We start from the raw sequence: 23628 nt of genomic DNA, 5'->3' as shown, positions 1-23628 counted from the left end.
TAAAATTGTCAATTATGAAAAGAACAAGATTTACCGAAAGCCAGATAGTGGCTTCAATTAAGAAACAGGAAAGCGGCATACCTGCCAAGGATGTTTGCCGTGAGTTGGGTATTAGCGATGCTACCTTTTACAACTGGAAAGCCAAATATGGCGGCATGGAAACCAGTGATGTAAAGCGCATAAAAGAAATGGAAGCGGAGTTATCGCAGTACAAAAAAATAGTAGCGGAGCTCACTTTCGAGAACCGGGCAATGAAAGGTTTTATCGAAAAAAGTTATAACGCCTGCTGACAAAAGAGAAGCTGTGTTTCAACTAATAGAAGAAGCACATTGTTGTGTTAGCAAGGCTTGCAAAATCGTGAAGCTACCACGGAGCAGTTTTCAATATACAGCTAAAACAAAAGATGATTCTCAGATAGAGGATGCCCTTGAAGGACTTGTGAAGAAGCATCCGGTTATTGGCTTTTGGCAAAGCTTTTATCGACTGCGCAACCGTGGCTATGGTTGGAATCATAAGCGAGTGAGGCGTGTATATAGGAAAATGAATTTAAACATCAGGCGCAAGCCCAAAAACGTTTACCGGAAAGGATAAAGCAACCCTTAACACTACCCACAAGTTTTAACCAAATGTGGAGCATAGACTTTATGAATGATAGTTTACAGGATGGCCGAAAAATACGCCTGTTTAATGTATTGGAAGATTTTAACAGGGAATCTCTGGCAATAGAAACTGACACTTCATTGCCTACTCTAAGAGTAATAAGGGTGCTGGAGCGATTGGTACAAGAGCGGGGTTGCCCTGCCAATATCAGGATGGATAACGGTCCTGAATTTATCAGTCATAAATTAGAAGAATGGTGCAGTAAGCGACACATTACACTTCAGTTTATACAACCAGGTCGCCCAATGCAGAATGCTTTTATTGAAAGAAAAACGGGAGCATACGCCGTGAATTATTAAACGCATATATATTTACAACAATGAGAGAAGTAAGGGAACATTGTGAGAAATGGAGGCAGGATTACAACACAGAGAGGCCGCACAAATCCTTACAATATCAATCGCCTCTGATGTTTGCTGAAAAATGGTGCCAATGTTCAAAATATGCACAAAAGCTTTATCCACAAACGGCGAACGGAAATCCTTTTCAAATTGAAGAGAGCCGGTTAGTGGATAAAGTATTAAAAAACAAAAAGCTGAACAGAAAACTCTGATTTGGGATTGACCGAAAAAAGGGGACGCTTACAGATAAAGTATTAAAAAAACAAAAAGCTGAACAGAAAACTCTAATTTTGGATTGACCGAAAAAAGGGGACGCTTACACCCGTACAACTTATTAAAGAAAAAGTTATGGACGTTCATAATAATACAGAAGGAATTAACTATTGTCAAAGTTGTAATTCTACATATACTAATTCTTATATTTCTGAAGTAATAATGCAAATGTTATTATTTGGCTCATTGCAATATTTAAGCCCTATTTTTTTGCCAAAATATAATCAAAACGGGGTTATAATAAATCCTACTGGAGATCCTTATTATTTTATTGGGCCAGATGGCAGCCCTCATTCAGCAACTCATGGAATTAATTCCAATACTACAGTTATTCCCACAAATCAATAGTTATGAAATTTATAACAATAAATTTATTCCTGCTATTGTCCTTAAGCGCATGTAAGAAAAATTCAACTCAGTTTTATTTTGTCAATAAATCAAATATTATTCCCAAAAAAATTATAATAGGTATTAACAACTATAACGAAACAATAGAATGGCCTCAAAAAAAGGCGGATAATAAAACAATCAATTGGAATAAGGTATCTTTAAACAAACATGATTGTTTCATTGGAGTTTCCATTATACTTAAAAATGGTAAGGTTATTGACGCAGGTGATTACCAGGATTTAACCGGGAGGCCACAATTTTATTCAGTTGAAATACATTTATTACCAGACAGTACAATTGTATTCAAAAACATTTTTTATTCTAAATAGTTGTTTACATCACAGTTGATTTTTGCAGGTATTGAAGCCTGAGAGAGAGTGAAAAAACATCCACTGCCTGATCTATCACCGGCATCAACAGCAAAGGCAAAAAAGAAATTGAACATTTGTAAAGCTAACTCCAGTCGCAGACTGGCAAACATAATTGGCACAAGTGACCCTGCAGAACACTTGCGCCAGTATGTGAGAGTGTGAAAAAAAATCCACTGCCTGATCTATCACCGGCATCAACAGCAAAGGCAAAAAAGAAATTGAACATTTGCAAAGTTAACTCCAGTCGCAGACTGGCAAATATAATAGGAAAATCTATTGCAGCACAATGGAAAACCAATGAAGAAATAAAATGGAAAAGCGTTGAAGAAATAAAAGGGCTTGGCATTAAAGCCACCGATGCAGAGGGTTATATATACCAGGCAGGCTCTTTTAATATTTTGCCCAAAAACTTTACCGATACAAGCCATAATATTTTTGTAACAAAAAACGATGCATTTATTGGCTGGATTGACCTTGAAGATGAAATAAGGCCCGAAGCTGCAACAGTGATTAACTGGCTAAAACAAAAGCAGCTAAAAACCATTTTGCTTAGTGGCGACAGGAAGGAAAAATCCGAAGCGCTAAATAGAAAAAATGGCGTTGTGCATAATTGCAGGATATTTTATGAAGAGCCAGTTTTAACGGCAAGTATTGATACCGGATCTGCCGGAACAAGAATAATAAAACAAATATTAAAATCTTTAAAAAAAATAAGGGGAATAGAAAAAGTAGAGGTTGATTTTTAAATATTGTATATCACTTTAGTTATTTTATGCAGGTAACTCTCATTTTCTTTGACACGACTTTGTAATGCCTCTGGTTGGAGACACATGCGGCGGCAGGCACCTTCCTATAAATACCTAAAAAAAGAACACGAAGAAAATGAAAATATTGAAAACATTTTATCCGCTTTGTAAAACTAAAAACCCTTTCAAGTGAAAGGGTTTATTAATTACTTCTGTGTATGATGAGCTTAAGCCCTGCATATCCCTGGCCCGATTCGGGCTGTATTACTTTTTGCTTATAGGGCAATATATATACATTATTTCCCTGCTTGTAAGTTACCAGGGTTTTTGTAGATACTTCATTTGAAGATGCATTATTATCATTTTCTATTAACGAACCCTTATAGGTAAGGCCGGTACGCAGATTAAAAGAAATTTTGCTGTTACCCATACTGGTTACAGGTATTTTCACCAGAATTTTGTTTTTCTTTTTACCAAGACCCCTGTCTGCAAATATGGGATTCATAAAACCTATCAGCAGGAAAAAAACCAACGATATTTTAACAGCCTTTATCATTCTTATTTAGAATATGTTACAAACTTACTAAATTTTATTTGCTTTTACAATACCATTTATCCATTTTTTCACTTGTTTTCAACGCATGTTTATAAGTTTTATATGTTAAATAAGTATGCATTAACGTAAAAACACGGTATATTAGAGCAACCTACCTCAAAAACGTATGAGTAAATACCCATCCCGACAGGACCGTGAGGAACTAAAAGCCCTGCTTAACCAATATAATAACCTTAAAGCAGGCCGTTCCCATTCTTTAATTGAAGAGGATGAATTTGAACGCATTATAGAATATTTTGATGAAAAAGAGCAATTGACTGCTGCCCTTGAAGCTGCGGAATTTGCCATAGAGCAATATCCTTTTTCCAGTAACCTTCTACTGCAAAAAGCCAGCTTTCAAATAGCGTTAAGGCTTTATCAGGATGCGCTGCATACTTTGGAAAAAGCCGAACTCTACGATGGCCGTAATGTTGACCTCTTTATTTTAAAAACCGAAGCCTTTCTTGCATTGGATATGCAGGAAAAAGCCGCAGAAATATTAGAATCGGCACTGGATGATTTTAGAGGCGAAGAAAAAACAGATTTACTTTTTGAACTGGCCGATGTATACGACGATTACGAAAATTTTGAAAAGGTTTTTGATTGCCTTATTTTGATTTTAGAACAAGATGGCAATAATGAGGAGGCGTTGTACAAAATTTGCTTTTGGACCGATTTTACCGGCCGGTACGAAGAAAGCATCCGACTGCACCAAAATATTATTCATTCATTTCCATACAATGAACTGGCATGGTTTAACCTTGGCGCTGCCTTCCAGGGATTAAAATTGCATGAAAAAGCCATTGATGCCTACCAGTACGCAATTGCCATTGACGAAAAATTTGATTATGCCTACCGCAACCTTGGTGATGCTTACCTGAGGTTGAGAAAATACAAAGAAGCCATTGAGGCATTGGAAAAAGTACTGGAGCTTTCCCGCCCGGAATATGTGATTTACGAAGCCATGGGCTATTGCTACCATAAGCTGCAAAATTTTTCGCAGGCAAGATTCCATTATCGCAAAGCCAGCCACCTTAATGCAGAAGACAGCCAGCTACACTATAAAATTGCCGGCACCTATATGAACGAAGGCGCATGGCAACCGGCTATAAAATGTTTACATACCGCATTAAGCATGCACCGTTTGCAACCCGAGTATAATATTGCACTGGGCAGATGTTATATGGAATTGGGCAAATACCCCGAAGCGATTACAGCAATTGCAAATGCCGTAAAATTGAAACCCAAAAACATTAATGGCTGGGTAGAACTATTGCAATGCATGTACAAAGGCGGTTTAATTAACGATGGTATTGAATATGCAAAACAGGCTTTTGAAAGCACAGAAAATAAACCGGTATTTTTATTTTATAAAAGCCTGTTCCTGTTTGCAGCAGGCAAATCAAAAGAAGCCCTTATATACCTCGAAAATGGCTTTGCCTTGTACCCCAAAGGGTTTAAAAAAATAATTGAAATTGAGCCTTCACTGCTACGTTACCAGCAGGTAGTGGAAATTGCTGCCCGCTTTAAAAAGAAAAGGCCTTCTTAAACCTGTTTTCATTTTGCAAATAATTGCTTTAGCGTAAAAAATACGCTTCCCTTATCTTTGCACGCAAAAGCAAAGAGCATAAATTATATGAATTTTAACCTCTCCCAAATTCCCGAAAGAAAAACCAAGCCTCGTAAAAGTGGCCTTACCATGGTAATGGATAAAGGCTTGAGCGTAGCTGAAGCCAAAAATTTTATGAGTGTTGCGGCACCGCACATTGATATGGTAAAACTCGGTTTTGGTACAGCATATGTAACCAATACCCTCAAAGAAAAACTGGAAATTTACCGTTCTTTTGATGTTCCCGTTTATTTTGGCGGCACTTTGTTTGAAGCATTCTTAATCAGGAACCAATTTGAAGATTATATTACTGTTTGCAAAGAATACGGTATTAGCTACATGGAAGTAAGCGATGGCTCAATTACCATTCCACATACGGAAAAATGCGGCTATATAGAAAAACTCACTAAGCATGGCCTGGTACTTAGCGAAGTGGGCAGCAAAGATGCCGCACATATTATTCCGCCTTATAGATGGATTGAACTAATGCGTGCCGAATTAAATGCAGGCTCATCTTATGTAATTGCCGAAGCCCGGGAAGCCGGTAACGTAGGTATTTACCGTGGTACAGGTGAAGTAAGGGAAGGCCTGGTACAGGAAATACTCACCCAAATACCCGAACAACAAATTATATGGGAAGCGCCACAAAAAGCACAGCAACTCTACTTTTTAGAACTCATTGGATGCAATGTAAACCTGGGCAATATTGCTCCATCGGAAGTAATAGCGCTGGAAGCCATGCGTATCGGGTTAAGGGGCGATACCTTTAACCTTTACCTCAATAAAGAAAATGCCTGATGAAAGTTTACGGACTTTTGGGTTTCCCTTTATCCGTTTCTTTTTCAAAAAAATATTTTACCGAAAAATTTGAAAAAGAAAAATTAACAGATTGTGAATTTGAACTTTTCCCAATAAGCTCAATTGAAAACTTTCCTGATATACTTGCACAAATTAAAAATTTAAAAGGGCTTGCAGTAACCATACCGCATAAGCAGGCCGTTATTCCTTTTCTTACACATTTAGACTTTACTGCAAAAGAAATAGGCGCTGTAAACTGTATCAAAATAAATGGAAAAAAACTAAGCGGTTATAATACCGATGCGCTGGGTTTTAAAACATCCTTTGAACCTTTGCTGCAACCGCAGCACAATAAAGCGCTGGTATTAGGTACAGGTGGCGCTTCCAGGGCAGTTCAATATGTTTTAAAGCAATTATCCATTCCGTTTTTGCTGGTATCCACATCAAAAAAAGAAAAAAACTGCATTGGCTACAATGAGGTAAATAAATCTATACTGGAAGAATATTATATCATCATCAATTGTACGCCTGTAGGCATGCTGCCCAATGAAACAAATTTTCCCGATTTGCCTTATGCATCGCTTAGCGCAAAACACTTGCTTTACGATTTAATTTACAAACCTGCAGAAACCCAGTTTTTAGCCAAAGGAAAAGCAAAAGGTTGCCTCACCAAAAATGGTTTTGAAATGCTGTTGATACAAGCTGAAGAAAACTGGAGAATTTGGAATAGCGATTAAGCCTGTGCAGGTGGCCCGCCAAAATTAAAAGGCAGCTCTACTGTTTCCATATCTTTAATTTCGCCATGGCTGGCCTCAAATTTTTGCACATTTTCAATAATAGCTTTCATAAATCTTTTTGCATGAAAAGGTGTCATAATAATTCGGCTTTTTACCTTGCTCTTGGGTGTGCCGGGCATTACATTTACATAGTCAAAAACAAATTCTGCATGGCTATGTGTAATGATGGCCAGGTTGGCATACTGCCCTTCGGATACCTCTTCGGAAATTTCAATATTTAATTGATTTTGTAGCTGTTTATTATCTGTTGCCATTACTATTTTTTTTGCAAAATTCGTTGTTTTTATTCTATTGGCCTAACTTTTATAAGTTCCATTTTATTTTAAGGAATGATGCTTAAATTCACAGTTTAAAACATAAGATTATGGCACACAATATGAACCGCAGAAAATTTATTCGCAACACCGGCCTTGCAGGCTTATCGGTAGCACTATCGCTGGAAAACATACAGGCATTATCTTTTCAAAAAAACAATAAAGTAAGAATAGGTTTAATTGGTGTGGGCCTCAGGGGCCAGGAGCATGTGCGCCTCATGGCCGCAAGGCAGGATGTGGAAATTATTGCCATGGCCGACCCTGATTTAAAAATGATGGCCGCATCGCAAAATATTATTACAAAAGCTGGCAAACCAAAACCCATTGAATTTACCAATGGCAATTACGATTATAAAAATTTATTGAAGCGTGATGATATAGATGCCGTAATAATTGCAACACCCTGGGAGTGGCATGCACCGCAAACCATAGATGCATTAAATGCCGGAAAAATACCCGGCGTGGAAGTTGCCGGAGCTCTCCATTTAAAAGATTGCTGGGACATGGTGAATGCCAGCGAAAAAACTGGCATACCGGTAATGCCTTTGGAAAACGTTTGTTACCGCAGGGATGTACTTGCTGTTTTTAATATGGTAAAGCTGGGTATGTTTGGCGAAATTTTACACTTGCAGGGCGGTTACCAGCATGATTTGCGTGCCGTAAAATTTAACGATGGCATTACGCCTTACGGCAGCGGTGTGGAGTTTGGAGAAAAAGGCATGAGCGAAGCAAAATGGCGCACCCAACATTCTATTGACCGGAACGGCGAATTATATCCAACGCATGGTTTAGGCCCTGTAGGTACCATGATTGACCTTAACCGGGGAAACAGGCTCACCAAACTATCTTCCATTGCTACCAAAACGAGGGGTTTGCACCGCTATATAGTAAACCATCCCAAGGGCGGAAAGGATCATCCCAATGCAAAAGTAAATTTTAAATTGGGCGATATTGTAACAACGCAAATTCAAACCGCCAATAACGAAACCATTGTTTTAACCCACGACACTTCTTCGCCAAGGCCATACAACCTGGGCTTTAGAGTACAGGGTACCAATGGCATTTGGCAGGATACCCATGCAGGCGAACTAAACGGCGGATTAATTTATTTTGAAGATAAAAGTAAGCCGCATAGCTGGGAAAACACCGAAAGCTACATGAAGCAATACGACCACCCGCTTTGGGTGAAATACGGTAATGATGCTGCAGGGGCCGGTCATGGCGGTATGGATTGGTTTATTGACAATGCTTTTATAGAATGTATTAAACGCAAAGCAGAATTTCCTTTGGACATTTATGATATGGCTACCTGGTATGCCATTACACCTTTGAGTGAAAAATCTATAGCACAAGGCGGCAAACTGCAAACCATACCCGATTTTACAAGAGGAAAATGGAAAACGAGAAAGCCACTGTTTTGTGTGGGGCAGGAAGATTATTAAAAGAGTTTACACTGCAAAATTGTAAAAGAATTTTAAAAGTGAATGTGGCGATCTGCTCATGACAAAATTTTTTACCTGCATCTTAATACTAAATTGCTTTTGCAGAAATAAACTTAAAGATTTACCTGAAATTCTTTTAACAATTGTACCTGGTTTTGCGCCCTCAGCAAATTATGTGTTTCATATTTTTTGCCATAATAAATATCGTTATTGAGGTAATCAGTTAAAAAGCGCAATGCCTGCATATACATTAAAAATTCGCCGGAAAACAAAAAATGATCTTGCTCAAATTGAGATAAGCATTGTTTCATTTCGGTGAAATATCCATCTTGTATTGCCTGTATAAATTCATTTCGCACAAATATTTTATCCAAATCTTTTTCTTCCTCTGATACAGGGCAAATATAAGTACGCAGCATATCGCCCACATCACTTATAAAAAAACCCGGCATTACAGTATCCAAATCAATTACACAAATCCCTTTTTCGGTTTCATCAAAAAGCACATTGGAAATTTTAGTATCATGGTGGGCAACCCTTTTCCCAGCCTCTTTATGCTCAATAAAATTTTGCCAGCGCTCCACAATATTTTTTTGGGATATTAAAAAGAGTATTTCCTCCTTTGCACCTGCTTTTCGGGCCTGGTTACCCTTGTTCAGGGCATTTTCAAATTGCTGGTAGCGCAATGCAAGGTTATGAAAATCGGGCAGTGTAATATGCAATTTGTTTGCATCAAAATTATTGAGTAATGCAGTAAATTTTCCAAACTGAGCTGCCGCTTCAAAAGCCTGGTTTGTGGTTTGCAGCACATCTACCGTATGCGAATTGTTTACAAAAGCAAAACACCTGTAGTAGCTTTTGTTAATTTCATATAACGAATTTCCGTATTTTCCCTGCAAAGGGGCGGTAAACAAATAGCCTGGAAAATGCTTGCTGAAATAGTTAGCAAGCATATTTAAATTTTCATCAATCCATCCGGGATGCTCAAAAACATGGGTATTAATTTTTTGGATGATAAGCAAATCCTGCCCGGCGCTTAGCTTCCAGGTATGGTTTATTAAGCCGGTTCCAAATACTTTTGGATTGGCAAAAGGTTTTTGGTAAAATGTGGCTAATTGTTGTAATAGTGGCTCCTCCATTGCTGAAAATTAAAACAAAAAATCAAGGATTGGTTCCAACAAATTGCATATAATAAAAAAGCCTTTGCTTTTCAACAAAGGCCATTTTAAAAATACATCAATTTTATCGTGCTATATTTACCGCTCTTTTTTCCCGTATTACCGTTACTTTAATTTGGCCCGGAAAGGTCATTTCGGTTTGTATTTTTTGGGCAATTTCAAAACTTAGTTTATCGCTATCGGCATCACTCACTTTTTCTGATTCTACAATTACCCTCAGTTCCCTGCCGGCCTGTATAGCGTATGCCTTTTCTACACCATTATAGGCAAGCGCCAGGTTTTCCAAATCTTTAATGCGTTGAATGTATTGCTGCATTATTTCTCGCCTTGCCCCAGGCCTTGCACCGCTTATGGCATCGCAGGCCTGTATGATAGGTGAAATAACATATTGCATTTCCATTTCGTCGTGGTGAGCGCCAATGGCATTTACCACGGCCGGATTTTCTCCATATTTTTCGGCAAGTTTTGCACCCAGTAAAGCATGGCTTAGTTCGGTTTCTTCATCGGGCACTTTTCCAATATCGTGCAACAAACCTGCTCTTTTTGCCAGCTTTGGGTTTAAGCCAAGTTCCGATGCCATTATTGCACAAAGATTTGCCGTTTCACGGCTGTGCATTAACAGGTTTTGGCCGTAAGAAGAACGAAAACGCATACGGCCTACCATTCTTACCAGTTCTTTATGCAGGCCATGTATGCCCAGTTCTATTACGGTTCTTTCTCCAATGTCCATCACCTGGTCATCGAGCTGGCGGCGGGTTTTTTCCACCACTTCTTCAATACGGGCAGGGTGTATACGGCCATCGGATACCAGCCTTTGCAAGGATAGGCGGGCAACTTCCCTTCGCAAAGGATCAAAGGAGGAAAGCACTATGGCTTCCGGGGTATCATCTACAATTAAGTCAACACCCGTTGCTGCTTCAATTGCCCTTATGTTGCGGCCTTCACGCCCAATGATAGAACCTTTTATTTCATCGCTTTCCAGGTTAAAAACCGTAATGGTATTTTCAATTACCTGCTCTGCTGCGGTACGCTGAATGGTTTGTATTACAATTTTACGGGCTTCTTTATTGGCTTTTTGCTTTGCATCTTCTATAATTTCCTGTTGAAGCGCCAATGCACGGGTTTGTGCTTCCTGTTTTAAACTTTCAATAAGTTGTGTTTTGGCATCTTCTGCACTTAAGCCGGCAACTTTTTCCAGGCGTCGGATATGTTCTTCCTGGTGCTTTTCCAGTTCGGTACGCTTAAGGTTTACAATTTCTGTTTGCCGGTTCAGGTTTTCTCTTATGGCATCGTTTTCTTTAAGTTGCTTTTCCAGGTTGCCTTCTTTGGCATTTAGGCTTTGCTCTTTTTGCCGGATGCGGCTTTCTCCTTCATTAATTTTCTGGTTGCGCTGCAGCACATCTTTGTCGTGTTCTGATTTTAATTGAACAAACCTTTCCTTTGCTTCCAGTTCTTTTTCTTTTTTGAAAGTTTCGGCTTTTGACCTGCCTTCTGTAATTATTTTTTGTGATTGAGCTTCGGCCTCTTCAATATTTTTTTGTGTGTTTTTGGCAAAAATTACTTTACCCAGCAAGATGCCCGCTACTATGGCCACTGCACCGATGATGATATAAATTATCGTTGAATCCATTGATTATTAGTTGTTTGAACTGATTATTATTATATTTCTTCCAATCTTTACCCATAATATTTTTAGAGTGAGATGGTTATTAGCGAAGATACCAATTTTCAGGAAGTTTGAACGGGATAGCGATAATTTATTATATTAATAAATAAATCTAACAGCAAATACAAAAATTTATTAATATGGAAGGTCTGTTTTATAAAGACTTATCTATTTGTGCTTCAAGTTTTTTAAGGCCTTCTAAAAGTTGATTGTTTTGTGCTGCAGCTGAGTGGTTTGCCGGGGTTTGTGTGGCATACCAAATAATTACCATAGCAATATAATCCTGCATATCTTTTCCGGCAAACTGTGTTTTGAACTCAATAATTTTTTCGTTGATGAGTTTTAGGGTTTGCCTCACTGCTTCTTCATCTTTAGCTTCCGTTTTAATGCGGTAAGTGCGATCGCCAATTACAATATTCAGCGGTATCATTTCTGCCATACAAAATTATTTACCCAATAATGAAATACATTTATCAATATTACGCAGGTAGCTATTTATTTTTTGAACCATTTCTTTTTTTTCCTCGGGGTTGAGTGGGGCCGCCGATGCTTTGAGCAGGAGTTCCTGCTGGCGCATTTCATCTACCCTTTGTTTTAATTCTTCCTGCTGTAGTTTTAGCTTTTCATAATTTTCCTTTAAAACGGCGTTTTCTTTTTTTAAAGAATCGTAGCGCTTTAGTACTTGCTGTACTTTGGTAGAAATGGAATTAATATAATCCTGTGTTGTCATTCTTTTAAAAAACTGTTATCTAAAAAAATTGATCCTTTATTTTTTCCTTACTTCGGCGCCGAGTTTTTGTTCGTACAAGCCAGTGATTTGATGCATCATTTCTTCCACCTCTGCATCGGTAAGGGTTTTTGTTTCGTCGCAAAAAGTAAAGTTTACCGCCATAGATTTTTTATTATTGCCCAGTTTTTCACTTTCAAACACATCAAAAAGTTTTACAGAAACCAGGCGGTTTATATTTGCTTCTGCTACCGCTTTTTCCAGTTCATGATAAGCAATATGCTTATCTACAAGCAAGGCCAGGTCTCTTTCTACGGCCGGAAATTTTGGTATAGCACGGTAAATAATTTTATTGGTTTGCAAAAGCGTCAATATTTCATCCCAATTTACGCCGGCATAAAAAACACTTTCGCTTATATGGTGCGCTTCTGCTTTTGCTGCCGATATTTTTCCGGCACTACCCAACACGGTATTTTTTTGTTTTATTAAAATATACTCATCAAAGCCAGGCGCCTCAGCGGGTTCGTAGCTAACCCGTTTTGCCCCGGTAAGCGTCATGATTTTTTCTGCAACCGCTTTTACGTAATAAAAATCCACTTTTGGGGATTTGTGCTGCCAGCCCGTTTCGGCAAGTTCGCCGCTAATGTACAAGGCCAAATGGTTGCGCTCTGTATACTTTCCCATTTCGGCGCTGCTGTAAGTTTTTCCAAATTCATAAAATTTTAACCGCTGCATTTTTCGGTTAATATTATATGCCATTACTTCAAGGCCGGTTTCGAGCATTGAGGGCCGCATGATATCTAATCCGGCGCTAAGACTGTTTTTTAATTTTACTGCGGTATCCAATTCCGCTGCGGTATAATAATGACTATTTGTTATACTATTGGTAAAAATTTCTCTGAAACCCAGGCCAGTTAAATAGTTGGCTGTTTTTTCTTTAAAAGCCATTTTTTCTGCGCCAAGTTCCGCCGAAGGTGTGATGGTAATTGCAGCGGGTATTTCAATATTATCCAGGCCGTCAATACGCATAATTTCTTCTACAAGGTCTGCAGGCAGTGTAATATCAGGTTTATGATAAGGTACTTGCACCCACAATTCATCAATGGCATCTTTAAAAACATCAAAACCCAATGCCATTAAAATATTTTTTACAGCTTCGCTATGATAATTTTTACCGCTGAGTTTTTTAAGGTAATGGTATTTTAATTGCACAATTGTATTTTCAACGGGTTGCGGATAAATATCTGTTACCGCACCAATAGTAGCGCCACTCACCTGTTTTATTAACTCTGCAGCACGCTTTAATACCAACACGGTATTACTAATGTCTACTCCTTTTTCAAATCGTGTTGCAGCATCTGTTCTTAACCCATGTACCACCGAAGTTTTTCTAATTGCTCCAGGGCTGAACCAGGCGCTTTCTAAAAAAATATTTTTGGTACTATTGCCTACGCCGCTATTTAACCCGCCATATACACCGGCAATGCATAAAGGCCCTTGTGCATCGCATATCACCAGGTCATTTGCTTTTAATTTTCTTTCGCTTCCATCAAGCGTTATAAATTTTTCGCCTTCTTTGGCGCTTTTTACAATAATAGATTTGCCGTTAATTTTATCGGCATCAAAAGCATGCAAGGGCTGTCCGGTTTCATGCAAAATAAAATTGGTAATATCCACAATATTATTAATGGATTTTACATTGATGCTTTGCAATTTTTGCTTTAGCCAATCGGGGCTTTCGCCTACGGTAATATTTTGAAGGTAAAGGCCGGCATAACGTTTACAATCTACATTATTTTCGATGCTAATGCTTATAGTTGTGGCATCACTATCCGGAGCAAATGATGGGTTATAGGGAAGTTTTGGTTTAACTTCTTTACGGTTGTGGTGCGTTAAATAAGCGCATACATCTCTTGCTACGCCCAGGTGGCTCATGGCATCCATACGGTTGGGTGTGAGGCCTATTTCAAAAATATAATCGCTGCTTAAGTGGTATAAACTTGCTGCAGGTTTTCCTACTTCGGTACCGGCTGGTAAAACAATAATCCCATCATGGCTTTCCCCAAGCCCAATTTCATCTTCGGCACAAATCATCCCTTCGCTTACAATGCCACGTATTTTTGTTTTTTTTATGACAAATGGTTCACCGGCTAAAGGATAAATGCAGGTGCCGGCAACTGCTACAATTACTTTTTGGCCGGCAGCTACATTTGCTGCGCCACAAACAATTTGCAATGCAGTTCCATTACCAGTGTTTACCGTTGTTAATTTTAATTTATCTGCGTCTGGGTGTTTTTCACAGGTTAATACCTCCCCGGTAACCAGGCCTTTTAATCCGCCTTTAATGCTTTCTTTTAGTTCAAGGCTTTCCACTTCTAAACCTATTGCCGTTAAAATTTTGCTCAATGCTTCAGGCAGGGGTTTTTCTGGTAAATAATTACAAAGCCAATTATAAGAAATAGTCATACCGTACTAATGGTTTAAGCCGCAAAGATAAAGTATTGCAAAATGTAGGAATAACGAATTTTATGCATCAAAAAGTCATTTTATTTGCATTGGTTTGCTCTTTAAATAATTTTTACTCAATCCAAAAAAAAATATTTAAAACAACAGGTGAACAAAAAGAAATTTGGTGGTTTAATTTTGTTAATAAAAAGCAGGCTTGCCCGAATTATATTGCATAGGAGATGTGAATTAACCTGTTAGTTACCCGTGAATAAACTAACTTTATTGTGAATTTCTGTGGATAAAGCGGTAAAGCATAGTATTAAAGGCTTTGTGCATAACTATTTAATCCATAAGATTAGTTTACACCTGCTACCTTAGCTGCCGTAGCAGAAAACAAGAGTGGAAAGAGTACAGTTTTAGAACAAATGAAAATTACCTGTTAAGCAAAAAAAAATGGAATTTACCAATCTCAATAAGGACAGAAAATCAATAAGAAAAACTTCAACCGACCTGGGAAGTATGGTTTTTGGAAAAGTGCCGCCACAAGCCAAAGAAGCAGAAGAAGCCATACTTGGCGCTATCATGCTGGAAAAAGGGGCATTTGATACGGTTATTGAAATCCTTAAACCCGAATGTTTTTACGTAGATGCACACCAAAGGATTTTTAAAGCCATGCAATCTCTTGCCGGTAAAAATTCTCAAATAGATTTACTTACCGTTGTTGAAGAATTAAAGTTTAAAGAAGAGCTGGATATTGTAGGTGGTGCTTTTTATGTTACCCGCCTCACTAATGCGGTTGTATCATCGGCAAATATTGATGCACACAGCAGAATTGTGTTGCAAAAATTTATACAGCGGGAGCTTATCCGCATAAGCGGCGAAATTATTGGTGATGCTTATGAAGACAGCATAGATGTATTTGATATGCTGGACGATGCCGAAAGCAAATTATTTGGCATAACCAATAACCATTTACGCAAAAATTTTGATGAAATAGAAACTGTATTGGTAAAAACTATTAAGCGCATTGAAGATATGCGCAACCGGCAGGAAGATATTACCGGTGTGCCCACAGGTTTTGCTTCGCTGGACAGAGTTACTTACGGTTGGCAACCTACCGACCTTATTGTTCTTGCTGCAAGGCCTTCGGTTGGTAAAACGGCATTTGCGCTTAACCTTGCCCGCAATGCCGCATTACATCCTACAAAACCTACTCCCGTTGGTTTCTTTAGCTTAGAAATGAGCAGCAGCCAGTTGGTACAAAGGATTTTAAGCGCCGAAAGTGAAATATGGCTGGAAAAAATTGCCCGTGGCCAGTTGGAAGAGTATGAAATGAAACAGCTCCACGATAAAGGCATTAACCGCCTTACTAAAGCGCCCATTTTTATTGATGATACTGCGGCCTTAAATATTTTTGAACTAAGGGCAAAATGCCGCAGGCTGAAAAACAAACATAATGTAGGCTTAATAATAATAGATTACCTGCAACTGATGAGTGGCAGCGGCGATAGAAATGCCAACCGTGAGCAGGAAATAAGCCGGATTTCCAGGGACCTTAAAGGCCTTGCCAAGGAATTACAAATTCCTATTATTGCCTTATCTCAATTAAGCAGGGAAGTAGAAAAACGTAAAGAAGGCAATAAAATGCCCCAACTGAGCGACCTCCGTGAATCCGGTGCCATTGAGCAGGATGCAGATATGGTAATGTTTTTATACCGGCCGGAATATTATGATATTACTGCCAATGAATTTGGCGAAAACAATAAAGGGGAAACACATGTAAAAATTGCCAAGCACCGTAATGGAAGCCTTGAGTTAATAAAGCTTAAGGCCTTGCTGCATATTCAAAAATTTATTGAAAACGATAACGATGGCAACAGCCAGGGTGGTTCAATGCCAAAGAGTGGAAACTGGAAACCCGTATCTGGTGGAAGCGGAGATGATGCGGCTAAACTTTATATCAATAAAGAAAGCAGCATGAACGACGGCCGTTTTGACGACATGAATTTTTAATTATTCCTGAAGTTTAAATAAAATCGAGGTGCTGGTAATTTTTGCCCAGTATAGCTTCGTCATCTGTCTGCAACCATTTATTAAGTAAGGTTGCATACACAGCCTTAAAATCTACCTGGTGCTTGAGGTCGCCGCTATTTAAATCGGCAAGGTTGGGCATGGTATTGATCAATCCTTTTTGTTTTAAATCGCCTCCAATAAAAAACATATTATTTGCCGTGCCGTGATCGGTGCCGTTGCTGGCATTTTGCGAAACCCTTCTCCCAAATTCGGAGAAAGTCATGATAAGAACATCTTCAAAGCGGTTGTTCTTTTTAAGGTCGCCAGTAAATGCTTTAATGGCATCGTTAAGCTCTGTAAACAACCTGGTTTGCTGTGCAGCCTGGTTAATATGCGTATCAAAACTTCCCAGGGAAACATAGTACACTTTAGTATTGATATCACTCATTATAAGCGAGGCAATGGTTTTGAGATTGGCTGCTAATTTTGTTGATGGATAAGATGCAGAACTTGGCCTTAGTTTACTTTGCTCAAAAATATAATTGGCGCTGCTAATAGTATCGCCCATGGTTTTATACAAATAATCCACTGCTGCTTCGCTGTTTACATGCTCTTTGCTTATTTCTTTATAAAAACTTTCATTACTGCTGCTGTATAAGCGTCGGGGATCGGTAAATGCCAATCCTTTTTGTTTGTTGCCCTTTAAAGCAAGGCTTAGCATATCATCAATTTCCACAGCCTGCGTAGGTTTGTCGCATCCGCTGCATTGTGCATCGAGGTAGCGGCCCACCCAACCGGTATTGATATAATCATTTGCATTGCTGGCGCTTTGCCAAATATCCATGCTGCGGAAATGGGACCTGTCGGGATTGGGATAACCCACACTATTTAAAATTGACAAGTTGCCATTATCGTACAATTCTCTAAAGGCTGATAGTGCAGGGTTTAAGCCGGCATCCGTAGTTATTTGCAAAGCATCTGCTTTTTGTATCCCCAGCCTTGGCCTTTCTTTATAATAAATATCGTTATTAATAGGAATTACGGTATTCAAACCATCGTTTCCCCCGCTAAACTGAATCACTACCATCACTTTATTGCCGGGCGGTACAAGATTTTTATGCTCAAATGCTTTCAAAAATTTTGGAAACATTAAAGAGGCGGTTGCCAATGAGCCTGATTGTATAAATTCTCTTCTTTTAAACAACATATTATTATATTTTAAAAAAGACTTTTACAATTATCAACACATTTGGTATTCGGGTGTACTCATAATATTAATTACAGCGCTTTTAATAAACGCTTCTCTTGAAGATCCATCGGAATAGCGGGTAATTATATCCGGGTTTACGCTTTTTGTTGATTGAACCAAAGAATTGCTGATTGCGTTTACCAGGCTGGGCCTTTTTACTTTTTCAAAAGCCGTGAAAATTAAGTTCCACTCAATATCTGCCGCACCTCCCCTGTTTACATAAGCTTTGTTCCTGTTGATACGCACCGTTTCTTCCATTTTGGAACCCATGGCAACATCGTCATCTATTTTGGGAGTTAGCAAAATAGATTCTTTAGCAGCATACACCTGCGGAACCTGGAGGCGCACCATGAGGCTTGTACTGTCAATCCATGACATACCGCCTGGCCAGCCGGCAACATTTGGCGGATAAAATAAAACCTGGCCCAGAACTTTTTGAAAAAGCATTTGGGCTTCATCATTATCAAGGCTCATGGGCAGGTAACGGCGTATGCCTGCAAGCAATTCTATGGGAGATTTTATTTTGCTGCCAATATTTTTTTCATCATAAAACCAATCGGAGGTAACCATGGAATGTAACAAGGGCAAAATTTCGTAACCGGAATCATAAAAATCTGCCGCAAGGCTTTTTACTCTGCTTTCCTCTACATTATCATTTACTAAAAAGCGGTAAATTTTACGGGTAATAAATTCTGCGGTTTCTCTTTTACTTAATAAAATGGTTAATACATCATCGCCATCAAAATTTCCCGATTTTGCCAGCACAGTTTTTTTACCCTCATCGTGAAACTGGCGCCTGAAAACAAATTCGCCCTGCATATTAAAACCCCACCCGGTAAAAGCACGTGCAGCTTCTTTAATATCGTCTTCGGTATAGTTGCCCCGGCCCATGGTAAAGAGTTCCATTACTTCCCGTGCAAAATTTTCGTTGGGATGGCTTTTTTTATTTTGCTGGTTATTTAAAAATTGCAGCATGGTAGGCGATTTACTTACAGACCTAAGCAATTCGCCAAAATTTCCCAATGCATTTTCTCTAATGATATGAAGGAGTTCTTGTTGAAAATAACTGTTAATAACCCTTGTGGCAAAGTGGCCGTGCCAGAAAAAACTCATTTTCTCCCTTAGCTGCGCCTCACTGTTAATCATGGTATCGAGCCACATAAGGTTTAAGCTTGCAATGCCTTCCTTGTTTTCCTGGCGGCGCTTTTTTTTGATGGCTTTTTTTTCGTCGGCAGGCTTTTCCATACGAATAATTTCGCCAACACCTTTTACCAACCCATCTGAAAGGCTACGTGCCACTTCGATTTTTTGTGGCTTTTTTGCAGATGTTTGTATGAGGACTTCCCAGAGTTTTTCGGTAGAAAAATTTTCCAGGCTGGCGGAGTTTTCTGCCATGGGCCCAAAGCCTGCACGCCAAAGAAGGTGCTGGTTTTTTATACGATTGGAAGCCATAAATCTAATTTTTACTGCAATACAATGTACAATTATCCTGAGTGAGACTCAAAATAAATTGCCAGGTTTAACAGAAATTAAATTATTGGCAACAAAAAAGGTTGTGCAGTATTATCCGGCTTTGGCAAGCGCCTGCACATAAGCATGTACATTGGCTTTTTCAGTACTGTCTAAATTTGCTTTTGGCGCCATGGCATCCAAAATAGGCACCCACTCCGCAGCAGTATAGTTATCAACTTTTTTAAGTTCGTGGCACTTGCCGCATTTTGCGGTATAAATTACCAAACCGGCAGCGGCTTCTGTAGTTAACTTAGGAATAGTTATAGTTGTACCTGTAGGCGTGGTTTTGGGCGAGCAACTGAATAAGAAAACGAATGCAGAAGTTATTAATAAAGCAATTAATTTCATACTAGTAAATATATTTTATAAGCAACAAATTTAATATTTTTTTGAATAAAAAATATAATAAACTGCCTGGAAAATTTAAGGTTTCTCAATTTTTTTTGCCCCAAAATACTGGTGCAAAGCCCTTGGAAGGTTGATGTAATCCCCAGCCTGGTTGTTTTCTAATAACGCTGCCACAATTCGGGGCAGGGCCAATGAAGAGCCATTGAGCGAATGCAGTAATTCTGTTTTACCTTCTGTATTCTTAAAACGTATTTTCATACGGTTGGTTTGAAAAGTTTCGAAATTGCTCACCGAACTAACTTCGAGCCATTTTTGCTGTGCGGCGCTATATACTTCAAAGTCGTAGGTAAGTGCAGAGGTAAAACTCATATCGCCACCGCATAAGCGCAGGATACGATAAGGTAATTCCAGTTGAACCAATAAACTTTCAACATGGGCAACCATTTGCTCCAGCACATTGTAACTTTTTGCCGGGTGTACCAATTGCACCACTTCTACTTTGTCAAACTGATGAAGGCGGTTAAGGCCTCTTACATCGGCACCAAAACTTCCGGCTTCTCTCCTGAAGCATGGGGTAAAGGCGGTCATTTTTACAGGCAACTCATCTTCTTTAATAATTTTATCGGCATATATATTTGTTAGCGGCACTTCGGAAGTGGGTATCAAATAAAAACCATCTTCGGTAATATGGTACATTTGCCCTTCTTTATCGGGCAGCTGGCCTGTGCCATATGCGGTAGCTTCATTTACCATTAACGGCGGGGCATACTCGGTATAGCCTGCTTTAGTGTTATACTCTAAAAAAAACTGTATTAAAGATCTTTGCAGCTTTGCACCCATGCCCTTGTACAATGGGAACCCGCTGCCCGTAAGCCTTGCACCGGTTTCAAAATCTATAAGGTCATACTCTTTTATTAAATCCCAGTGTGGCTTTGCAGCTTTATCCAATAGTGGTTTTTCACCCGCTTCTTTTACTGTTTCATTATCATCTGCCAATTTGCCTTTAGGAACTGTAGGGTGAGGAAGGTTGGGCAATTGCAATAATATTTCATTAAACCTTATTTCCAGTTCTTCTAATTTGCTCCTGCACTCGGCCAATTCAATTTTTTTTTGGGCAACATCCTGCTTCTTTTTTTCTGCAGCATCCTTTTCTCCCTTACCCATTAAAATGCCAATTTCCTTTGATGCAAGGTTCATGGCTGCCTGCAAGTTTTCGGTTTCGGCTTTTTGCTTACGCAAATCGCCATCCAGGTTTAATAGGTCATCTACCAAATGAATTTTTGAAAAATTCTTTACTCCAAGCCTTTGTTTTACTTCGGCTGCATTTTGCCTTATAAAATTTATTTGCAACATGTATTCCTGTACTTTTTAAGGCGGCAAAGATAAGATTAATGCCGCTTTTATAGGTTTTGCGGCTATGATCAGCAGAAAATAAATATTACCCTCTGGCTTTAGTTGTGGGGTTAATCACTTTATCATTCATTTTACAAACAACATTGAGCAATTTGAAACTAAGGTTATACTTTTGCAGGCAATGCAACATTTGGGCGAAGATCTTCAGGTACGCTGGTTGAAATTGCGTATAAAACTTAAAGAAAAATTTGGTATTAAACCGGATATGAATGGCGTATTGCTTTTAATTGGCATTCAGGAACTGGGTAAAGGCCGGGCAGAATACAGCAAAGAAGAAAAGCAAGACCTGATGCACATTGCCGTTTGTACCATTTTAATGCAAAGCGGTTATTACCTTCTTGAAGGGCATGATGATGAAGGGTGGCCACATTTTAAGCAAGCAAAAGCTTTGCCGGAATTTAATATGATAGAACAAGAAAATTTTCTTAAAGACCATGTTTTACTGTATTTTCAAACCTTAAACTTTAATTGATTAATGAAAAAAATTGCATTTTTAACAGCATTTTCCCTTGTGTCAACTTTTTATGTAAATGCACAGCCTCCAAAAACAGGTACTGCAAACAATTCAAACCAAAAAATGAAGGCAGCAAAAAAACTACCTAATACTATTGCCTCTCAAAATAAAAAAGATATAAGCATGGAAACAGATAAATGCATCAGAGTAAAAATAACTACAGATTCAGGCATTATTATTTTAAAATTATACGATAGCACGCCACTACACAGGGATAATTTTGTAAAACTGGTGAAGGAAGGTTTTTACGACAGTCTTTTGTTTCACAGGGTAATACCGCAGTTTATGATACAAGGCGGCGATCCATTGAGCAAAAACGCAACACCAGGCACCTTGCTGGGTGGAGGTGGTGCAGATATGCCAAGGATACCTGCAGAATTCAACAGCAATTATTTTCACAAAAAAGGTGTGATTGCAGCAGCAAGGGATAATAACCCTGCAAAAGCCAGCAGCGCCTGCCAGTTTTATTTGGTAGAAGGTAAAGTAAGTACCGATGCCGAGCTAAACCAGATTGAACAGTATTATGGTATTAAATATACCCCTGAACAACGTAAAATTTATACCACAATTGGCGGTACACCCATTCTAGACCAGAATTATACCGTATTTGGAGAAGTGGAAAAAGGCATTGAAGTAATTGGTAAAATTACCAATGTACCCAGGGATAGCCATGACAGGCCACTTGCAGATGTACGTATGAAAATAGAAATAGCAGAATAATTTTTTTCAAGAAAAAAAAACCTCACCAATGTCCGTAATAAAGATTTATGGTGAGGTTATTTTTATTAAGCTTTTCCGGCTTCGCTTTCTTCTTCATTTTCATCGCCGGTGAGTTCATTGTATTTTTCTTTGATATTGTCTTTTAAGCCTGCCGCTTTTTCCTTTGTTGCATCCCAGGCAGCTTCTGCTTTGTCTTCTACTTTATCCCAAACCTCTTCGGCTTTATCTTCCACTTTATCCCAGGCATCTTCTGCCTTATCTTTTAACTCGTTGAACTGGCTTTTTACTTTATCAAAAAAGCCCTCTTCTTTTTTTTCTTCACTCATGTTTTAAAAATTTTAATTGTTTAAAAAAATATTTTCAATAATTGGGTAAAATTTAATCATAAATTTTTCATTATATTTTTTACAATGCCCGGCCCTTCGTAAATAAACCCTGTCCACACCTGCACAAGAGAAGCGCCTGCGTTTAGTTTTTCCTGGGCATCTGCAGCCGTAAAAATGCCACCACTGGCTATAAGGGGAATTTGCCCAACGGTTTTCTGAGCAATGTATTTTAATAGTTGTGTACTTTTACTTTTTACGGGCAAGCCACTTAGTCCGCCTGCGCCTGCTTTATGTGCAATTAATTTTGATGCATCGCTAAGGCAGCTCCTGTCAAGCGTTGTATTGCTTATGAGCAACCCGTCAATTTTAATTTCCAAAGCAAGATCTACCACATCGTCTACCTGTTCAATGGATAAATCAGGCGCTACTTTTAAAAGTATGGGCTTTTGTACAGCCTGCGAATTATTGATGCCTTGTAGCGTAGTGAAAATTTTTCGCAATGAATGTTTTTCCTGCAACTCCCTTAAGCCGGGTGTATTGGGGCTGCTTACATTTACTACAAAATAATCTACATAAGGGTGCAGTGCAACAAAACATTTCTCAAAATCCATCCATGCCTGCTCATTTGGCGTAGCTTTATTTTTACCGATATTTCCGCCAATGATCATACGGTTTTCCGTATCATTAAATCCCTTAAGGCGTTGCTTCTCCTTCCATAATTGCAGCCTGCTTACCATAGCTTTTGTGCCATCGTTATTAAAGCCCATGCGGTTGATGAGCGCTTTATCATTGGGCAACCTGAACAACCTGGGTTTATCGTTGCCTGCCTGGGGCAACGGCGTTACGGTTCCAATTTCCACATGGCTAAAACCCAACGCTTCCAAATCACATAAGTATTTTGCATTTTTATCGAACCCCGCTGCCAGCCCTACCGGGTTTTTAAATTGCATCCCTAAAAATTTCACAGGTTTATCTGCCGGTTTAAAATTATTGCTGATAATTTTTTTTAAAAAAGGGAAGCGGCAAAAAAGTTTTAAGGAGTTCATGGAAAAATAATGCGCCTTTTCAGCTTCCATCAAAAACAAAACGCTCCTCAATAATTGATACATGTGCCAAAGTTAACCTAAACCATTTGCTTGCATAAAATATAGAATGATGGCCGGTATATATGGAACCCT

Annotated in this window: 23 protein-coding genes and 1 pseudogene; 11 read left to right on the top strand and 13 right to left on the bottom strand. The window is 38.8% G+C overall.

All coding sequences use genetic code 11. The features are described 5' to 3' along the window. Window positions 1-14: 14 nt before the first annotated feature. From IPO46_08670 to IPO46_08655, 4 genes and pseudogenes are all read left to right on the top strand, one after another. A pseudogene (locus IPO46_08670) lies at window positions 15-1084 on the top strand (IS3 family transposase). A 265-nt stretch (window positions 1085-1349) separates the two neighbouring features. After that, a complete protein-coding gene (locus IPO46_08665; GenBank protein ID QQS62200.1) occupies window positions 1350-1622 on the top strand; it encodes a hypothetical protein in 273 nt (90 codons plus the stop codon). A gap of 2 nt (window positions 1623-1624) precedes the next feature. After that, window positions 1625-1993, top strand: coding sequence for a hypothetical protein (locus tag IPO46_08660; protein QQS62199.1), 369 nt, complete (start codon window positions 1625-1627; stop codon window positions 1991-1993). A gap of 200 nt (window positions 1994-2193) precedes the next feature. Further along, entirely contained in the window at window positions 2194-2781 is a 588-nt protein-coding gene (locus tag IPO46_08655; GenBank protein ID QQS62198.1) for a cation-translocating P-type ATPase, read from the top strand. 202 nt (window positions 2782-2983) lie between these two features. On the opposite strand, the gene IPO46_08650 is transcribed toward IPO46_08655, so the two are convergent. Then, window positions 2984-3286 (bottom strand): hypothetical protein, encoded by a 303-nt coding sequence (locus IPO46_08650; GenBank protein ID QQS62197.1) that lies wholly within the window; start codon window positions 3284-3286, stop codon window positions 2984-2986. Between the two features lie 217 nt (window positions 3287-3503). Between IPO46_08650 and IPO46_08645 the strand changes: the two genes are divergently transcribed. The 3 genes from IPO46_08645 to IPO46_08635 all read left to right on the top strand — a co-directional run bounded on the left by IPO46_08645 (window position 3504) and on the right by IPO46_08635 (window position 6520). Next, window positions 3504-4925 (top strand): tetratricopeptide repeat protein, encoded by a 1422-nt coding sequence (locus IPO46_08645; protein QQS62196.1) that lies wholly within the window; start codon window positions 3504-3506, stop codon window positions 4923-4925. Between the two features lie 87 nt (window positions 4926-5012). Then, on the top strand, window positions 5013-5783 hold the full coding sequence (locus tag IPO46_08640; protein ID QQS62195.1) for a phosphosulfolactate synthase: 771 nt from the start codon (window positions 5013-5015) through the stop codon (window positions 5781-5783). Further along, window positions 5783-6520: a shikimate dehydrogenase gene (locus tag IPO46_08635; GenBank protein ID QQS62194.1), complete on the top strand. Its 738-nt coding sequence runs from the start codon at window positions 5783-5785 to the stop codon at window positions 6518-6520. The genes IPO46_08640 and IPO46_08635 overlap by 1 nt, the downstream gene beginning before the upstream one ends. On the opposite strand, the gene IPO46_08630 is transcribed toward IPO46_08635, so the two are convergent. Then, entirely contained in the window at window positions 6517-6834 is a 318-nt protein-coding gene (locus IPO46_08630; protein ID QQS62193.1) for a DUF3467 domain-containing protein, read from the bottom strand. The genes IPO46_08635 and IPO46_08630 overlap by 4 nt on opposite strands. A gap of 122 nt (window positions 6835-6956) precedes the next feature. Here IPO46_08630 and IPO46_08625 point away from each other — a divergent pair, with 122 nt between their 5' ends. Next, on the top strand, window positions 6957-8336 hold the full coding sequence (locus tag IPO46_08625; protein ID QQS64361.1) for a Gfo/Idh/MocA family oxidoreductase: 1380 nt from the start codon (window positions 6957-6959) through the stop codon (window positions 8334-8336). A 113-nt stretch (window positions 8337-8449) separates the two neighbouring features. Here IPO46_08625 and IPO46_08620 read toward each other — a convergent pair whose 3' ends face one another. From IPO46_08620 to IPO46_08600, 5 genes are all read right to left on the bottom strand, one after another. After that, window positions 8450-9475, bottom strand: a complete 1026-nt coding sequence (locus tag IPO46_08620; protein ID QQS62192.1) for an aminoglycoside phosphotransferase family protein — start codon at window positions 9473-9475, stop codon at window positions 8450-8452. A gap of 103 nt (window positions 9476-9578) precedes the next feature. Beyond that, complete coding sequence (gene rny / locus IPO46_08615; protein QQS62191.1) at window positions 9579-11144, bottom strand: ribonuclease Y; 1566 nt, start codon at window positions 11142-11144, stop codon at window positions 9579-9581. Between the two features lie 190 nt (window positions 11145-11334). Then, window positions 11335-11619, bottom strand: coding sequence for a cell division protein ZapA (locus IPO46_08610; GenBank protein ID QQS62190.1), 285 nt, complete (start codon window positions 11617-11619; stop codon window positions 11335-11337). Window positions 11620-11625: 6 nt separating this feature from the next. Next, a complete protein-coding gene (locus IPO46_08605; GenBank protein ID QQS62189.1) occupies window positions 11626-11910 on the bottom strand; it encodes a hypothetical protein in 285 nt (94 codons plus the stop codon). A 36-nt stretch (window positions 11911-11946) separates the two neighbouring features. Continuing rightward, complete coding sequence (locus IPO46_08600) at window positions 11947-14373, bottom strand: phenylalanine--tRNA ligase subunit beta (protein QQS62188.1); 2427 nt, start codon at window positions 14371-14373, stop codon at window positions 11947-11949. Window positions 14374-14808: 435 nt separating this feature from the next. Between IPO46_08600 and dnaB the strand changes: the two genes are divergently transcribed. Beyond that, window positions 14809-16368: a replicative DNA helicase gene (dnaB, locus tag IPO46_08595; protein QQS62187.1), complete on the top strand. Its 1560-nt coding sequence runs from the start codon at window positions 14809-14811 to the stop codon at window positions 16366-16368. Between the two features lie 13 nt (window positions 16369-16381). On the opposite strand, the gene IPO46_08590 is transcribed toward dnaB, so the two are convergent. The 4 genes from IPO46_08590 to serS all read right to left on the bottom strand — a co-directional run bounded on the left by IPO46_08590 (window position 16382) and on the right by serS (window position 20830). Further along, entirely contained in the window at window positions 16382-17575 is a 1194-nt protein-coding gene (locus IPO46_08590) for a DUF1501 domain-containing protein (GenBank protein ID QQS62186.1), read from the bottom strand. Window positions 17576-17608: 33 nt separating this feature from the next. Next, complete coding sequence (locus IPO46_08585; protein ID QQS62185.1) at window positions 17609-19069, bottom strand: DUF1800 domain-containing protein; 1461 nt, start codon at window positions 19067-19069, stop codon at window positions 17609-17611. A 111-nt stretch (window positions 19070-19180) separates the two neighbouring features. Next, window positions 19181-19477 carry a hypothetical protein gene (locus IPO46_08580; protein ID QQS62184.1) on the bottom strand — a complete coding sequence of 99 codons (297 nt, stop codon included), beginning with the start codon at window positions 19475-19477 and terminating at the stop codon, window positions 19181-19183. A 75-nt stretch (window positions 19478-19552) separates the two neighbouring features. Further along, a complete protein-coding gene (serS, locus tag IPO46_08575; GenBank protein QQS62183.1) occupies window positions 19553-20830 on the bottom strand; it encodes a serine--tRNA ligase in 1278 nt (425 codons plus the stop codon). Between the two features lie 181 nt (window positions 20831-21011). On the opposite strand from serS, the gene IPO46_08570 reads away from it, so the two are divergent. Further along, the gene (locus IPO46_08570) at window positions 21012-21362 is read left to right on the top strand and encodes a hypothetical protein (GenBank protein ID QQS64360.1); all 351 of its coding nucleotides are present in this window, start codon (window positions 21012-21014) and stop codon (window positions 21360-21362) included. Window positions 21363-21527: 165 nt separating this feature from the next. Further along, window positions 21528-22124, top strand: coding sequence for a peptidylprolyl isomerase (locus IPO46_08565; protein QQS64359.1), 597 nt, complete (start codon window positions 21528-21530; stop codon window positions 22122-22124). 65 nt (window positions 22125-22189) lie between these two features. Here the strand turns inward: IPO46_08565 and IPO46_08560 are convergent, their stop codons facing one another. After that, window positions 22190-22450: a hypothetical protein gene (locus tag IPO46_08560; protein ID QQS62182.1), complete on the bottom strand. Its 261-nt coding sequence runs from the start codon at window positions 22448-22450 to the stop codon at window positions 22190-22192. A gap of 56 nt (window positions 22451-22506) precedes the next feature. Continuing rightward, window positions 22507-23559 (bottom strand): quinone-dependent dihydroorotate dehydrogenase, encoded by a 1053-nt coding sequence (locus IPO46_08555; protein ID QQS62181.1) that lies wholly within the window; start codon window positions 23557-23559, stop codon window positions 22507-22509. Window positions 23560-23628: the final 69 nt, after the last annotated feature.

The sequence above is a fragment of the Chitinophagaceae bacterium genome (genome assembly GCA_016699815.1).
In the GTDB taxonomy this organism is placed as follows: domain Bacteria; phylum Bacteroidota; class Bacteroidia; order Chitinophagales; family Chitinophagaceae; genus Ferruginibacter.
The sequence above is the reverse complement of the archived record's forward strand: the minus strand, read 5'-3'. Positions and strand labels throughout refer to the sequence as shown.